Source organism: Acinetobacter sp. CY05 (assembly GCF_059515805.1).
Genome location: NZ_JCAKMW010000021.1, coordinates 32,019 through 46,943 on the forward strand (window position 1 = coordinate 32,019; position 14,925 = coordinate 46,943).

13 protein-coding genes and 1 tRNA gene are annotated in these 14,925 nt (G+C 42.6%); 12 read left to right on the plus strand and 2 right to left on the minus strand.

Annotation, left to right across the window (positions count from 1 at the left end; translation table 11 throughout):
• Positions 1 to 51 precede the first annotated feature (51 nt).
• From AC5YCD_RS13035 to AC5YCD_RS13045, 3 genes are all read left to right on the plus strand, one after another.
• Positions 52 to 1,185 (plus strand): lysozyme inhibitor LprI family protein, encoded by a 1,134-nt coding sequence (locus AC5YCD_RS13035; protein WP_496130442.1) that lies wholly within the window; start codon positions 52 to 54, stop codon positions 1,183 to 1,185.
• A gap of 125 nt (positions 1,186 to 1,310) precedes the next feature.
• Positions 1,311 to 2,825 (plus strand): OmpA family protein, encoded by a 1,515-nt coding sequence (locus tag AC5YCD_RS13040; protein WP_496130443.1) that lies wholly within the window; start codon positions 1,311 to 1,313, stop codon positions 2,823 to 2,825.
• 81 nt (positions 2,826 to 2,906) lie between these two features.
• Positions 2,907 to 3,677 (plus strand): Rossmann-like and DUF2520 domain-containing protein, encoded by a 771-nt coding sequence (locus tag AC5YCD_RS13045; protein ID WP_496130454.1) that lies wholly within the window; start codon positions 2,907 to 2,909, stop codon positions 3,675 to 3,677.
• 79 nt (positions 3,678 to 3,756) lie between these two features.
• Here the strand turns inward: AC5YCD_RS13045 and AC5YCD_RS13050 are convergent.
• Positions 3,757 to 3,832: transfer RNA gene (locus tag AC5YCD_RS13050), tRNA-Gly, on the minus strand.
• A 62-nt stretch (positions 3,833 to 3,894) separates the two neighbouring features.
• Positions 3,895 to 5,316, minus strand: coding sequence for a cysteine--tRNA ligase (gene cysS, locus AC5YCD_RS13055; RefSeq protein WP_496130444.1), 1,422 nt, complete (start codon positions 5,314 to 5,316; stop codon positions 3,895 to 3,897).
• 229 nt (positions 5,317 to 5,545) lie between these two features.
• Here cysS and AC5YCD_RS13060 point away from each other — a divergent pair, with 229 nt between their 5' ends.
• From AC5YCD_RS13060 to AC5YCD_RS13100, 9 genes are all read left to right on the plus strand, one after another.
• On the plus strand, positions 5,546 to 6,523 hold the full coding sequence (locus tag AC5YCD_RS13060) for a KpsF/GutQ family sugar-phosphate isomerase (protein WP_496130445.1): 978 nt from the start codon (positions 5,546 to 5,548) through the stop codon (positions 6,521 to 6,523).
• Positions 6,523 to 7,065, plus strand: a complete 543-nt coding sequence (locus AC5YCD_RS13065; protein WP_496130446.1) for a KdsC family phosphatase — start codon at positions 6,523 to 6,525, stop codon at positions 7,063 to 7,065. Before AC5YCD_RS13060 ends, AC5YCD_RS13065 begins: the two co-directional genes overlap by 1 nt.
• 27 nt (positions 7,066 to 7,092) lie before the next feature.
• Positions 7,093 to 7,635 (plus strand): LPS export ABC transporter periplasmic protein LptC, encoded by a 543-nt coding sequence (gene lptC / locus AC5YCD_RS13070; RefSeq protein WP_496130447.1) that lies wholly within the window; start codon positions 7,093 to 7,095, stop codon positions 7,633 to 7,635.
• Positions 7,625 to 8,182: a lipopolysaccharide transport periplasmic protein LptA gene (gene lptA, locus AC5YCD_RS13075; protein WP_496130448.1), complete on the plus strand. Its 558-nt coding sequence runs from the start codon at positions 7,625 to 7,627 to the stop codon at positions 8,180 to 8,182. Before lptC ends, lptA begins: the two co-directional genes overlap by 11 nt.
• On the plus strand, positions 8,182 to 8,922 hold the full coding sequence (gene lptB / locus AC5YCD_RS13080; protein WP_496130449.1) for an LPS export ABC transporter ATP-binding protein: 741 nt from the start codon (positions 8,182 to 8,184) through the stop codon (positions 8,920 to 8,922). The genes lptA and lptB overlap by 1 nt, the downstream gene beginning before the upstream one ends.
• 152 nt (positions 8,923 to 9,074) lie before the next feature.
• Positions 9,075 to 10,610 carry a TolC family outer membrane protein gene (locus AC5YCD_RS13085; protein WP_496130450.1) on the plus strand — a complete coding sequence of 512 codons (1,536 nt, stop codon included), beginning with the start codon at positions 9,075 to 9,077 and terminating at the stop codon, positions 10,608 to 10,610.
• Entirely contained in the window at positions 10,610 to 12,748 is a 2,139-nt protein-coding gene (locus AC5YCD_RS13090; RefSeq protein WP_496130451.1) for a type I secretion system permease/ATPase, read from the plus strand. Before AC5YCD_RS13085 ends, AC5YCD_RS13090 begins: the two co-directional genes overlap by 1 nt.
• Entirely contained in the window at positions 12,748 to 13,920 is a 1,173-nt protein-coding gene (locus AC5YCD_RS13095; RefSeq protein ID WP_496130452.1) for an HlyD family type I secretion periplasmic adaptor subunit, read from the plus strand. Before AC5YCD_RS13090 ends, AC5YCD_RS13095 begins: the two co-directional genes overlap by 1 nt.
• A gap of 254 nt (positions 13,921 to 14,174) precedes the next feature.
• Positions 14,175 to 14,925 (plus strand): BapA/Bap/LapF family prefix-like domain-containing protein (locus tag AC5YCD_RS13100; protein WP_496130453.1); only part of this gene is annotated, 751 nt, incomplete at its 3' end.

Below are 14,925 nucleotides of genomic sequence, written 5' to 3' on the forward strand. Positions count from 1 at the left end.
ATAGGTAAAAAGTCAGCTGCGGCTGACTTTTTTTATGCAAAGAGGGATGCTATGCGAAGAACAATAGGATGTTTGGCGGTGGCGATATTGCTCGCAGCTTGTCAACAGGAAGTGGCGCTAGAAAAAAATCAATGCAACGCAGACAGCTCCAAACAATTACTGATACAAAATTTAGAAAAAAATGTGCAACAACAATCTGTTCTACACCTGCAACAGCTAACCAAAAATGATGATCTACACATAGATCTGGCGCAATTACGCCAGCAATTATCAAGATGGCAATTTAACGTCACTGATGTGCGTACTGATCAAGCCGATGACAAAACCACTAAGCTACGTTGTGTTACCACCTTAGTGGCCAAAATGCCGCCAGATATGCTTATGGATGCGAATGCCACACGTGCCATCCGCGAACAGCCCACGGTGGCTCAGCAAGCCTTACTGGCACATTTAGAATTAAATCATTCCCAAGCCTTAGTGCAGCTGCATTATGCGGTACAACCCACCGACGATGGCAGTAAACTGTATGTGACTTTAGATAATCCCGAACCCTTGGCAGGTTTTATTCGCGATGTGAGTCTAGATGCGTTATTGCGTATCCCTTTAGAAGATGCGATTGTCGAGCAGCAACAACAAGAACAGCAATATATCGAACAACAGCAACAGCTACACGCTGCTTACCAAAATGTATTAGCTGAAGAAGCTAGAAACCGCCGTGACGTGGCAAATCAACAAATTAATTTAGTTTGGAATGCCACTACGCCACAAATTCGCAAATATCTATTGCCTGAGCAGCGTTTATGGCTGAAAAAACGCAAACTCGAATGTGAATTGGAAAGCCAAGAAGCCGAGCAAGCCGACGCTGCATACTTCGATTGTGAAGCCAAAATGACACGGGTCAGAACACAACTTTTAAGCAGCAAAATCCAACAACTCGAGCAACAAGTCGCACAAAGTGCACAGGCACGCGCAGCAGCAGTACAGGTACGTGCAGAACAACAACAGCGTGCCGCGCAAGTAATCGAGCGGCAGCAACAAGCAGATCAATTGGCGCGAGAGCGCCAAGAACAAGCCACCGCACAAGCCGAAGCACGCGCCTATGAAGCAGCGCGTTTAGAAGCTGAACGCGTACGTCTTGAACAGGCAGTCCAAGAAGCGCAGGCCATAGCAGAACAACAGCAGTGATGTTAGCTGTCAGGATTGACTAGAAATCATACAATTATTTACATAGTCTAAAGAAAGGCTCTTTACACTAAAAATGTAACTTAGATTACAAGCATACAATAATCACAATAAAATGAGGTCTTGGTATGACATTAGATATCATTGAAGTACTCAAGCAGAAAGTCTCTGCGATGGTATTGGATGGTGAAAAAGACTATGTCGTAGAAAAAAATCAGGCATTAGGCGCTTTTTATCCCATTTTACTTGCCTTACTCAAATCAAAGCCGGGCTTAATCCAAAGCTTACAAAATCAACTCAATCCAAGGATTACGGATTTATTTGCGGGCAATAGTGATTCAAAACAGCAATTACTTCAGCATTTGAGTCCCACTATTCCAGTTGATCAAACCGAAGCCACCTTAAACCGTGCCATCGCGCCGACTTTAAATGTACTTGAAAATGAAGCAGGCACTGCCGATGATGATGGTATTGCCCATTTCTTAACCACACAGTGGGCCAATATTCAACGTCACTTACCGACATGGGCATTGCCAATTTTGGCAGGTTTGGGTGTCACCACTGCTGCTGCACAAAATGTGCATCCAACGCCTACAACAACATCTGTGCATCCGCCAAAAGAAGAGAAAAAGTCAGGCTTTTTGCTGCCATTAATTGCTTTTTTAATTCTTGCAGCGTTATTGGCATTTTTATTTAAAGCCTGTAATGGTGATAAAAAAGTTGATCCTGCAACACCTGCGGCCACACAAGCGGCAGCAACTGAAGCTGCGCGTTTACAGTTAAATACAGGTGCGACGGGTGATTTAGTTACTTGTCAGGTGTATCTAAATAATCCGAAATACATGGATATCTTACAAAAAGAGGTGAAACAAATCTTTAACAATCCAACGGGCTGTGGTGCAGAGAGTAATGCCATGTATGGGAATGCTTTTGTCGATCAGGATGTAATTCCAACAGTATTAAAACATGTCAAAGGTGTACCCAATACCAATTTAGAATGGCAGGGGGATCAGTTGACAATCCAATCGGCTAACCCTGCTGATGCGGAAAGTTTAGCGGCTAAAATTAATCCACTGCTCAATAAATTAAAATTGTCAGTGTTGCCTGTTGTGGGTGCAGCCAGTGAGGCAGCCGCCATGCCAGCCAGTACGCCGGCTGAAGTGGATCGTGCCATTAATGATAGTGTGACCCAAGCAGGTCAAGCCTTATCAAGTATTGATCGTAATAACGTGACAGCACTGGATATTGCCAGTGCACTGAATTTACAGATTATTAACTTTGCGACTGCCTCAAGTGAAATTCCACAAACTAATAAAGCCATTTTAGATCAAGCTGCTGAATTGATGAAAAGTGCGCCACATGTGGGGCTAACGGTGGAAGGACATACCGATAGCGTGGGTAATGCTGCATCTAACAAAAGTTTATCCTTACAACGTGCCCAAGCTGTGGCTAAATATCTCGTCAGTCAAGGGGTGAATCCGAATCAGCTCAAAGCAGTTGGGTTTGGTCAAGAAAAGCCAGTGGCCGACAATGCAACTGAAGCGGGCAAATTTAAAAACCGTCGTATTGAGTTTAAAGTGGTCAATACCGAAACCGGTACCGTGCGTACGGTAGATGAGCAAGGTGTTAAAAAACAGCCTTAAGCGAAGTACGATAAAAAGGACGAATTGCTTCGTCCTTTTTTTATTGGCATGCTGTCACAAATGTTCAAGACTGAAGATATTATGCGAATTAGTTTACTGGGCGCGGGACGCGTCGCGCATCATTTAGCACATGTTTTAGCCAAACAGCATCAAATTGTAGATATTTATAGTCGCAGCTTAAGCTCAGCGCAACAGCTGGCTGATCGCGTGGCGGCACGTGCGGTCAGTGAGGTACAGCATTTAAACCCTGAGATTGATTTGGTAATTATTGCGGTCAGTGATCAAGCAATTCAAAGCGTGATTCAAGCGGTAGCGCCGTATTTGACCGAGGCTTGTATTGTGCATACTTCAGGCAGTACCCATATTAATGTGCTCAGCCAAGAGCATTCCCGTGTAGGCGTATTTTATCCGTTACAAAGCTTTAGTTTTGAAAGTCAAATTGATTGGACCAGTACGCCGCTGTTTATTGAAGCACAGCATGAGCAGGATCAAGGCCAATTATTGCACTTAGCTCAGCAGATCAGTGAGCGTGTTTATGCTTACACCTCTGAGCAACGTTTAAGCTTACATTTGGCTGCGGTATTTGCTTGTAATTTTAGCAATTCTTGTTTTGCTATGGCCAAGCAAATCTTAGATGCCAAACACGTTGATTTTAGTTTGCTTTATCCACTTATGCGAGAAACGACGCATAAAGCCACTCAGTATGATCCGAAACAGGTGCAAACAGGGCCAGCCATACGCGGTGATCAGCATATTTTAAATATGCATCAACAAATGCTGATAGATGCTAAGCGTGAAGATTTGCAGCAAGTCTATGCGCTCATGAGTCAGCAGATTCAACAGCAGCAATAACAACAGGGGAGTAAGCACTCCCTTTAAATTTTTAAGCATAAAAAAAGCCGAGATTGTTAATCTCGGCTTTTTCATATTCTGGAGCGGGAAAGGAGACTCGAACTCCCGACCCCAACCTTGGCAAGGTTATGCTCTACCAACTGAGCTATTCCCGCAATGAGGGTTATTATAGAGCATCGAAGCACAATGTCAACGCTGTACAATATTGACTGCTCAATTAATCAGCACGACGCCATACTGTACCTTGACGGGTATCTTCTAAAACAATGCCTTGATCGAGCAAATGTTGACGGATTTCATCGGCACGCGCGAATTCTTTGGCTTTTTTAGCATCCACACGCTGTTGAATGAAATCTTCAATTTGTTCAGGGCTTAGACCTAGGGCTTCCTGACCAATATCTGATTTTAGGAATTCATCTACATCGTACTGCACTAAACCTAAAATATCGGTTAAGTGACGCAGTGTTGCATAGGCGATGTGCGCTTGCTCAGCATTTTGCTCTTTCACTGCGGTATTTAATGTTTTGTTAATTTCAAACAATACTGCAATGGCTTCTGAGGTATTAAAGTCATCACGCATGGCGGTATTAAAGCGTTCTACTAAAGTTTCGTCTACCGCTGCAAGTACTTGATGACCATAAACCGCTTGATAGGCTTTAAATGAATGATAGAAGCGGGTTAAGGTGGTTTTGGCTTCTTTTAAGGCAAAATCAGAGAAATTCACTGGGCTACGATAATGTGAAGACACGATAAAGTAACGAATCACTTCAGGGTGGAATTTCTCCATTACATCACGAATGGTAAAGAAGTTGCCTAAAGATTTAGACATTTTCTCGCCATCAACGTTAATGAAGCCGACATGCATCCAATAATTGACATATTGTTCGCCAGTTGCTGCTTCAGATTGCGCGATTTCATTTTCATGGTGCGGGAAGGTTAAGTCTGAACCGCCGCCATGAATATCAAAATGGTTGCCTAAGCAGCAGGTCGACATGGCTGAACATTCAATATGCCAACCCGGACGACCATTGCCCCAAGGTGACGCCCAAGACGGTTCGTTTTCTTTGGCATGTTTCCATAACACAAAGTCAAACGGATGTTTTTTCTCAACTTCAACATCGACACGTTCAGATGCACCCGCTTGCATATCTTCAAGTTTACGACCTGACAAACGACCGTATTTGGCAAATTTTTCTACTTGGAAGTAAACATCGCCATTGCTAGATGGATAAGCAGTACCGTTATCCACTAAAGTGCCAATCATATTTTGCATTTGACCAATATAGTCAGTCGCGCGCGGTGCTTCATCTGGGTGTAAACAACCTAAGTTTTCGGCATCTTCATTCATGGCTTGAATAAAGCGGTCGGTTAATTGCGTAATTGATTCGCCATTTTCATTGGCACGTTTAATAATTTTGTCGTCAATGTCGGTGATATTACGTACATATTTAACTTTCCAGCCTTGACTACGTAAGAAGCGAATAATGTAGTCAAATGCAACCATGACACGCGCATGTCCAATATGACAGTAGTCATAGACGGTCATACCGCAAACATACATGTCAATTTGACCTTCTACACGGGGTACGAATTCTACTTTTTTGCGCTGCTCTGAGTTATAGAGAACAAATGGTTGCATGGCTTTTTCAATAAAAATTAACAAAAAGATGCGCTAATCATAACGTAACGCCCATTTTTCACAAAGTTTTCCGCGCTATTTTCCCAAAGCCAAGTGTGATCTTGCAAAAAGCAGGCGATTTTAAAAATGCCATTTGCATAGATATGCTAAAATTTGCGAAAATTCATTTTTGCTGACACCCCCTGATACACGCAGTAGCGTGAAGGTTAAGACATTGAATCCACCAAACATGCCCAATCTCGTCGACTTTGAAAAAGTTGCTTTAGAAACCTTAAAGATTGAAGAACAAGCATTGCAAGTCTTGGCAACACAGATTGACGCGCGTTTTCGCCGTGCCTGTGAAATTATTTTGCAATGCCAAGGTCGTCTTGTGATTACAGGTATGGGGAAGTCTGGGCATATTGGACGTAAAATGGCAGCAACTTTTGCTTCTACAGGCACACCATCATTCTTTATGCATCCGGGCGAGGCAGGTCATGGTGATCTCGGCATGCTCATGCGTGGTGATGTGCTCATCGCGATTTCAAATTCTGGCAAAAGTGATGAAATTATGATGCTGATGCCATTGATTAAGCATTTACAAGTGCCACTGATTACCATTAGTGGCGATGCTTCAGGTCCTATGCCACAAAATGCTGATGTTGCTTTAACCTTGGGCAATATTACTGAAGCCTGTCCACTCGGTTTAGCACCCACCTCAAGTACCACAGCAACTTTAGCCTTAGGTGATGCTTTAGCCGTGGCGCTGCTTGATGCGCGTGGCTTTACTGCTGATGACTTTGCCCGTTCGCATCCTGCTGGTGCATTAGGTAAACGTTTATTGTTACATGTCAAACATTTAATGCATACGGGCAAAGAATTACCCAAAGTTTCACCAAGCACACCAATGAATCAAGTGTTGTATGAAATTTCGGATAAACGCTTAGGTTTGACCACTGTTGTGGACGAAAACGATACCTTGTTAGGTATTTTTACCGATGGTGATTTACGTCGTTTAATTGACAAACAACAAGGCTTTGACGTGAATTTACCAGTGTCTGAGGTCATGATTGCTCAGCCCTCGACCATTTCGGCAGAGGCACGTGCAGTTGAGGCCTTAGAAAAATTACGTGATAAAAAGATTAACCAATTTGTAGTAGTGAATGATGCCAATCAAGTGATTGGCGTGATTAGCATGCATGATTTAATTCAAGCTGGGGTAAATTAATGGCTTCTTATATTTTGTTGGAACAAGCGCGTCACATTGAAGCCTTGGTACTAGATGTCGATGGGATTTTAAGTGACGGTTTTGTGACTTTAACCAACACAGGGGATGAGATTAAATCCTTTGATATCCGTGATGGTTTAGGCATGAAACTGGTGCAACAAGCAGGAATTAAAGTCATTATTATCACAGGTCGTAAGAGCAATATTGTTGAAAAACGCATGTCTGATCTTGGGGTGGATTTGGTTTATCAAGGCCGTGAAGATAAAGGCACTGCTTTACGTGAAGCCTGTGCACAATTAAACATTAAGCCCGAAGATTGCCTGTATATGGGCGATGATTGGCCAGATTTATCTGCCTTTGCCATTGCGGGCATGAAAGTGACTGTACCCAATGGTCATTTAGAAGTGCGCCGCCGTGCCGATTTAGTCACCCAAGCCTATGGTGGACGCGGAGCCGTGCGTGAGATTTGTGACATGTTGTTAATGTCCAAAGGTGTATACGAAGAGTTACTTGAAAAATACACCGCAATCCCACATAAATAATTCAACCGTTTAAGTGAAACCACAGCGATGGATACTAAAGTTTTATACGTCGCAGCAGTTGCGATTGCTGCTGTAAGTGGTGGTTACTACTATTACAGCGGCAAAGAGCAAAAGCTGGCAGCTGATGCTGCACAAAGCATGACTTATTCTGCTGAGAATATTCATTTGACCCAAACCAATGAAGAGGGGCAATTGTATGTTAAAGCGACAGTTGATCGACTCGAGCAAGACATGCAAAAGCAAACTGCTCAATTGGATAACTTAAAGGCTTCGATGTACGAAAATGGAGTGGTCAACTCGACTTTCGCTGCAAAAAAAGCCCACAGTTATAATGATAATGAAAAAGTGGTGCTTTCAGAGCAGGTCTCGGCCAGTAAAATTTTAACCGATGGGCAAATGCAACTGGACACCACTGAGTTAACGCTATATCCACAAAGCCGTGATATCGAAACGGATAAAATGGTGATTGTGCAATCACCGCAAGCTGAATTTGTAAGCCAAGGTTTGAAAGCCAATTTAAATGAAGGGCAATACGAATTTTTTAATATTCGAGGAACGTATGAACCGTAATTTTCAGCAAAGTCGCCCATTGCTTAAAGCAGCCCTGATTGGACTGACCATGCTTACAGCGAGCACTGCATGGGCTTTACCCTCTGATCGTAATCAGCCGATTTCCTTGGTGGCAGACCGCGGTAGTTTTAATGAAAAAAGTGGCGTGATGACCTACAGTGGTAACGTTGTAGTGGAACAAGGCACCATGAAGCTACAAGCAGCCAGCATTGTGGCCAATTTAAATGCTAAAAAAGAGATTAGCACCATTACTGCAACGGGTTCACCGGCACGTTTTCAGCAAAAACTAGAAGCCAATAAAGGCTTAGCTAAGGGTCAAGCCAATAAAATTGTCTATAATGCAGAAACTGGAATTTTGACCTTGTCTGGCAATGCGATGCTTGAGCAAGATGGCGCCAGTCTTAAAGGTGCGACTTTACGTTACAGCATGAATAAAGGTGATATTGAAGCGATTGGTACGCCAAATAAAACCGGTTCATCGGCAGGTCGTGTGCAAATTGTGATTCCGCCATCGAGCACTAAATCCTTCCCAGGAGCACGTGACTAATGCCTAGCTCTCAGCCGCAAACTTTAACCATCAAACATTTAGCCAAAAACTATAGCAAACGTTGGGTGGTCAAAGATGTGTCGTTTAGTATGCAAAGCGGGCAAATTGTCGGTTTGCTCGGTCCTAATGGTGCAGGCAAAACCACCAGTTTCTATATGGTGGTGGGTCTTGTGCGTATGGATAAAGGTGAGATTCATTTAGACCATTTAGACTTATCTGATCTGGCGATGCATGAACGTGCCCGCCAAGGTATTGGCTATTTACCGCAAGAAGCTTCTATTTTCCGCAAACTGACGATTTCGGAGAATATTATGGCGATTTTAGAAACCCGTAAAGATCTCAATAAAGAACAGCGTAAGCAACGTTTAAATGAGCTTTTGGCAGATTTTAAAATTACTCATATTAAAGATTCTTTGGGAATGAGCGTATCGGGTGGTGAGCGGCGCCGTGCTGAGATTGCCCGTGCCTTGGCGGCTGACCCTAAGTTTATGTTACTCGATGAACCCTTTGCCGGTGTTGACCCAATTTCGGTCGGTGATATTAAAGATATTATTACCACTTTGAAGGATCGCGGTATTGGTGTATTAATCACGGATCATAACGTACGTGAGACATTGGCCATTTGCGAACGTGCTTATATTGTCAGTGAAGGTGCTGTCATCGCTGAAGGTACACCGAAGGATATTTTAGCCAATGAGAAGGTGCGACAGGTGTATTTAGGTGAGGATTTTACAGTCTAAACAAAATTGTAAATAACTCGACGACCGGTCTATGACTGGTCGTTTTTTTATGTATGATAGGAAAAACAAGTCCTTGAAAATAAAAAAACAAAAATTTCTTTATAAACAAGGTAAAATACCCAAAAATATTAGCTCATTCATACTTATTGATTATGGCATTTAGACAAAAAACTAAAGCAAAACAAGGATGTGGGGTACACGCTAATGTGATTAAGGGAGTAATTTTGACATTATCTCTTGCGGTCGCTACAGCGTATGCGGATACACCTAAGCAGTATTTCAATACTTTGAAGGAAAACAGCCGTAACTTTTTGGCGCCTAAGAGTAATGAAAACTTTAATAAAGCAAATGTTCAAGAGCTGAGTAACTTCCAGGTCGACACATCCGCAATTCCCGAATTGCCGATGGTGACACGTTTTGATCCGAACCTACCGAGTGGGGCGAATTACACCCCCAGTATTAATCGTTTGAGTTTTAATGAAGCGATTTTACGTGCTGTGCAACGTAACCCGGATATTTCACAGGCGATTGCGACGTTAGCCTCGCAAAATGCCAATATTGACGTGGCCAAAGCTGCCTACTATCCACAGATCTCAGGTGGTTTAGGTACTGGGGATTTAACCAGTGGCGAACGTGGAAGACAGGTCATTAGTCTAAATGTTACGCAGATGTTGTATGACTTTGGCAAGGTCAAAAGTAATGTCAATGTAGAAGAGGCACAGCTGTTGGCTGAGCAGGCCAATGTATTGGTGAGTGTTGATGATGTGGCTTATCAAGCGGCCAATGCCATTGTCAATATTAAACGCTATCAAGAAATTACCAAAATCGCTGAACAGCAAATCAGTGGTATTGCGCGTATTAACGAAATTGCCAATCTACGTGCCCGCGCAGGGATCAGTAGTCAAGCCGATCCTGTACAAGCACAGTCTTATTTAGAAGCCTCACGCTCTAATATGATCGTGCAACAAACTCAGTTACGTCAGTATCAACAAAAACTACGCACATTGTTAGGCTTTGATGTGTCGGGCTTAGAGTGGACTTTACCTGAGCGTTTAATTGTCGACTCAAATCTCTATCAAGAGCCTGAATTTAACCAAGTGCCTAAAATGATGTTGGCACAAGCCCAGATTCAAGTTGCAAAAGCTGAAATAGAACAAACCCGTTTAAGTAATTATCCAACCTTGAATGTGAAAGGTTCGGTCAGTCAAGCAGTCAATGGCCGCAATCCGAATAACAATAAAGACGACGGTTTTTATAATTCCATTATGCTTGAAGCGAGCAGCAACTTTTATCAAGGTGGTGCCACTGCCTCGCGTACACGTGCTGCTAGTTATGCCGAACAAGCGGCACGTGCTCGTATGAATACTGAATACTTAAATGTGCTCGATCAAGTACGCGTGTTACGAGAAGAAATTGAAAATAAACAGCGTCAAATGAGTGTACTGATGGCGCGTAAAGAAACCGCAACACGCACCAAAGAGCTTTATCAGGAACAATATAAGCTTGGTACACGTACTGTGGTGGATCTTTTAAACGCAGAGCAATCAATTCATAGTGCGGCACAAGAGATTGAATCAGCACGTTATGATATCTATGCCGCGATTGTCAATTATATTGCGCAGACAGGACGCTCACGCGATTTATATGACCTAAATAATATTTCTATTCAGGGGTTTGAAGTTCAATAATGAGTACGAAAATCAACTACCAACCATGGCTGCAAGCGGTTCTCGTGATCGCAAGGCACTATCGTATTGAACCTTCGGAAGAGCGTATTCGTTTACAATTGGACTGGAATCCCAATCAAACTGTAGATGATGTAATCAACGTCATGGCACGCCAAGTAGGCATGAGTGTACGTAAAGCCGCATTTTCCGATGATCTAGTCAATCCATGGCGTTTGCCAGTGATTGTTGAGTTTAACGGTGGGCAAGTTGCAGTCATTGATAAAGTCGACAGTGAAGGCAATAGCAGTGTGCAATTTAGTGGTGATCAAGGTCTTGCACAAACCTTAACGCGAGAGCAGCTCAAAGAGCATGCGCGTTATGTTTATGTATTGCGTCCTGAAAAATCAGTGCCTGATGCGCGTGTTGATGAATACATTAAACCATTTGAAAAAAATTGGTTCTGGTCAATTGTCTTAAAAGACTGGAAACGCTACATGGATATTATGTTTGCCTCACTGCTGGCAAACATTTTGGCGCTGGCTACCATTGTTTTCTCTATGAACGTCTATGACCGCGTGATTCCGGCACAATCGATTCCTACACTGTGGGTCTTAGCCGGTGGTGTACTTATTGCCGCGATTTTTGAGTTTGTATTACGTGTGAGTCGTATTTATTTATCGGATGTGATTGGTAAACGGGCGGACTTACGTATTTCAGATCGTGTCTTTGGTCATGCAATTCGCATTAAAAACAGCGAACGTCCAAAGTCAACGGGGACCTTTATTTCGCAAATTCGTGAATTAGAAGGTGTCCGTGAACTGGTGACTTCAACCACCGTGACGGCAATTGCTGATTTGCCATTTTTCTTCTTATTCTTAGGGATTTTCTGGCTCATCGGCGGTAATTTATTCTGGGTGATGTTGGTGGTTGTGCCATTAATGATTTTACCAGGTATTTTAGCGCAAAAGCCTTTGGCTAAATTGGCACAAGAAGGCATGCGTGAAAGTGCGATTCGTAATGCGATGTTGGTTGAGGCTGTGCAAGGCATTGAAGATGTCAAGCTACTACGTGCTGAAGCGCGTTTCCAAAACCAATGGAACCATATGAATGAAGTCTCCGCCGATGTGGCAATGCGTCAACGTAAAATCGTAGGCTTAATGACGGCATGGACACAAAAAATACAAGGTTTAACTTTTGCGATTGTGGTGCTGGTGGGGGCATTTGCCGTAATGGACGGTGAAATGACTACGGGTGCATTGGTGGCATGTTCGATCTTATCATCTCGTATGTTAGCACCAATCTCTCAACTGGCAGGTGTACTTGGTCGCTTACAACAAGCTAAAGTAGCGAAAAAGGGTTTAGATGAGTTGATGAGTAAGCCTGTTGATCAACCTGATCATACTTCCTTGATTCATCGTCCAGCGATTCAAGGACATTATGAACTTGCAGGTGTGACCTTTAAATATGGTCCAGATGATCCAAAACCGACTTTAGTAATTCCTAAACTTGAAATTAAGCCTGGGGAAAAAATAGCGATCTTAGGACGTAACGGTGCGGGTAAATCAACTTTGCTGCAACTGTTATCGGGGATGCAAGAGCCAGTGCAAGGTAAAGTTAAGCTTGATGGTATTGAGCTCAATTTGATTGACCCATCGGATGTACGTCGTGATATGGGTTTACTCAATCAAGGCGCACAATTGTTCTACGGTACAGTGCGTGAAAACCTCACCTTAGGTGCACCACTCGCCACAGATGATGATATTTTACAAGCGCTGAAAATCACTGGTGCAATTAACTTTGTGCAAGAGAAAAAAGAAGGTTTAGATCATGTGATTTTAGAAGGCGGTGTTGGCTTCTCAGGTGGGCAACGTCAGGCACTGTTGTTATCGCGCTTACTTATTCGTCAGCCGAACATTTTATTGTTAGATGAACCAACCGCTGCCATTGATGATGTTTCTGAAAAACAATTGATTGATCATTTAAAAGGATGGCTCACCAATCGCACTATGGTGGTGGCAACGCATCGCCGTGCGGTATTGCAATTGGTTGATCGAATTATTGTGGTGAATGACGGTAAGATCGTGATGGATGGTCCACGTGATCAAATCTTAAATCAATCGACACAAAAACGTCCGGCACCAGCAGCAGGAGCGAAATGATGAGTAAAAAAGTACAAAAAGTCACTGAGCTCGAACCACCATTACCAAAATCTAGCATTACAATTTGGATTGTTTGTATTGGCTTGGCAGCCTTATTAACCTGGGCATGGTTATTTAAGTTAGAAGAAGTATCGACAGGTACGGGTAAAGTGGTGCCATCATCTAAAGAGCAGGTGATTCAATCTTTAGAGGGCGGTATTTTAACCAAACTCAATGTCAAAGAAGGTGAGATTGTTGAGCAAGGTCAGGTGCTGGCTCAACTCGATCCAACCCGTTTTGAATCAAATGTCGGTGAATCAGAGTCACTGTTACTATCGTCACTGGCCACTGCAGCGCGTTTACGTGCAGAAGTCAACGGCACAGCATTGGCTTTTCCACCAGAGGTGCTCAAAGAAGCCAAATTGGTACAAGAGGAAACCGCTTTATATAATTCTCGTCGTGCTAACTTAGAAGAATCTTTGTCAGGCTTACGTCAGGCTTTAAGTTTGGTTGAACAAGAATTACGTATGACAGAACCTTTAGTGGCCAAAGGTGCAGCGAGTGAAGTTGAAGTGTTACGTCTTAAACGTCAGGCCAATGATCTAAGCAATCAGATGAATGACATTCGTAACCAATACTATGTAAAGTCACGTGAAGAATTGGCCAAAGCCAGCACGGATATCCAGACGCAACAACAAGTGGTGCGAGGTAAATCGGATACTTTAAGTCGTACTATTTTTAAATCACCGATGCGTGGTGTAGTTAAAGAAATTGATGTCATGACCATTGGTGGGGTAATTCCACAAAATGGTAATTTAATGACCATTGTACCTTTAGATGAGAAGCTTCTCATTGAAGCACGTATTTCACCACGGGATATTGCTTTTATTCGTCCAGGCCAAGAAGCTTTGGTTAAAATCACAGCCTATGATTACTCTATTTATGGCGGATTAGAGGGTAAAGTGACTATCATTTCACCTGATACGATTCGTGATGAAGTGAAGCAAGATCAGTTCTATTATCGCGTTTATATTCGTACCGATAGTGATAAACTAAGCAATAAATCAGGCCAACAATTTAATATTACACCGGGTATGGTAGCGACGGTTGATATTAAAACTGGTGGTAAGACTGTGATTGATTACTTGATTAAACCATTTAATAAAGCTCAAGAAGCGCTACGTGAGCGTTAGTAAAGACTTTATATGAAACTGAAAAACCCGCCAAATTGGCGGGTTTTTTGTAGGTCAAATCAGCACTTGTTAGTCTACCTAAACACTCTTATTTAAGCCTATTTTTATGCTAACTATTTAATAATTAAATGATAACCATGTCACACATTTTGATGTGGTATAGGTTATATTATGTTAATGTATAAGGTGAATTATTTAACGATTTTTCATTAGATAATGACCATGTAAAACATAGGTTAGATTAGGATTAATATATGCAGGTGCAAATAATTTCTAAGGCGGCTTGGAGCAATCAAGTAGCCGAAAATCCACAAGCGGGTATAAAACTCAGTGAAGATTCGGTGGTATTACTTGATCTTGATCCAAAACAAATTAAAAGCATTGAATATTTAGGTAATAAGGTTGTTATTACCTTAAAAAATGGCCAAATTTTAGAAATTCAAAACTTTGTACAAGATGAAAGCTCATTGGTGTTTAGAACCAATGAAGAAGATCTATTTTATTACGATCTTGGGGATATTGAATACGTTAAACTCGATAAAATCGAGCCATTATTATATGCTGACTCAGAGTCAAGCGCTTTACCTTACCTCTGGCCGATTGTCACTGGTTTAGGAATTGCAGCATTAGCAGGTGCTGCTGCATCTGGTGGAGGTAGCTCGAAAGACACGACATCACCTGAGCTTGAAAACGCGCAAGTGACAGACCAGGGTCAAGTTGAGCTAGATTTCACTGAAAACCTAGACCCAGCCAACCCACCAAGCAGCAATGACTTCACTGTGATCGTGGATGGCAAAGAAGTTGAAATTGCTGACGTACTAGTGGATGGTGACAAAGCCACGCTGGTGCCGGTGAACCCAATCCTACCGGGTCAACAGGTTGAAGTGTCTTATCAAGATCCATCGGCTCAAGATGACGACAAAGCCCTACAAGACACCGCAGGCAATGACGTTGCCGACTTCAGCACAGGTCCAATCGAGAACAACTCGACTGTGGATGGTGTAG

Coding starts and splice junctions, on each gene's coding strand:
- cysS (WP_496130444.1), bottom strand. CDS start 5,316: ATGCAACCATTTGTTCTCTATAACTCAGAGCAGCGCAAAAAAGTAGAA.
- AC5YCD_RS13060 (WP_496130445.1), top strand. CDS start 5,546: ATGCCCAATCTCGTCGACTTTGAAAAAGTTGCTTTAGAAACCTTAAAG.
- AC5YCD_RS13095 (WP_496130452.1), top strand. CDS start 12,748: ATGAGTAAAAAAGTACAAAAAGTCACTGAGCTCGAACCACCATTACCA.
- lptC (WP_496130447.1), top strand. CDS start 7,093: ATGGATACTAAAGTTTTATACGTCGCAGCAGTTGCGATTGCTGCTGTA.
- AC5YCD_RS13035 (WP_496130442.1), top strand. CDS start 52: ATGCGAAGAACAATAGGATGTTTGGCGGTGGCGATATTGCTCGCAGCT.
- AC5YCD_RS13040 (WP_496130443.1), top strand. CDS start 1,311: ATGACATTAGATATCATTGAAGTACTCAAGCAGAAAGTCTCTGCGATG.
- lptA (WP_496130448.1), top strand. CDS start 7,625: ATGAACCGTAATTTTCAGCAAAGTCGCCCATTGCTTAAAGCAGCCCTG.
- AC5YCD_RS13090 (WP_496130451.1), top strand. CDS start 10,610: ATGAGTACGAAAATCAACTACCAACCATGGCTGCAAGCGGTTCTCGTG.
- AC5YCD_RS13085 (WP_496130450.1), top strand. CDS start 9,075: ATGGCATTTAGACAAAAAACTAAAGCAAAACAAGGATGTGGGGTACAC.
- AC5YCD_RS13045 (WP_496130454.1), top strand. CDS start 2,907: ATGCGAATTAGTTTACTGGGCGCGGGACGCGTCGCGCATCATTTAGCA.
- lptB (WP_496130449.1), top strand. CDS start 8,182: ATGCCTAGCTCTCAGCCGCAAACTTTAACCATCAAACATTTAGCCAAA.
- AC5YCD_RS13065 (WP_496130446.1), top strand. CDS start 6,523: ATGGCTTCTTATATTTTGTTGGAACAAGCGCGTCACATTGAAGCCTTG.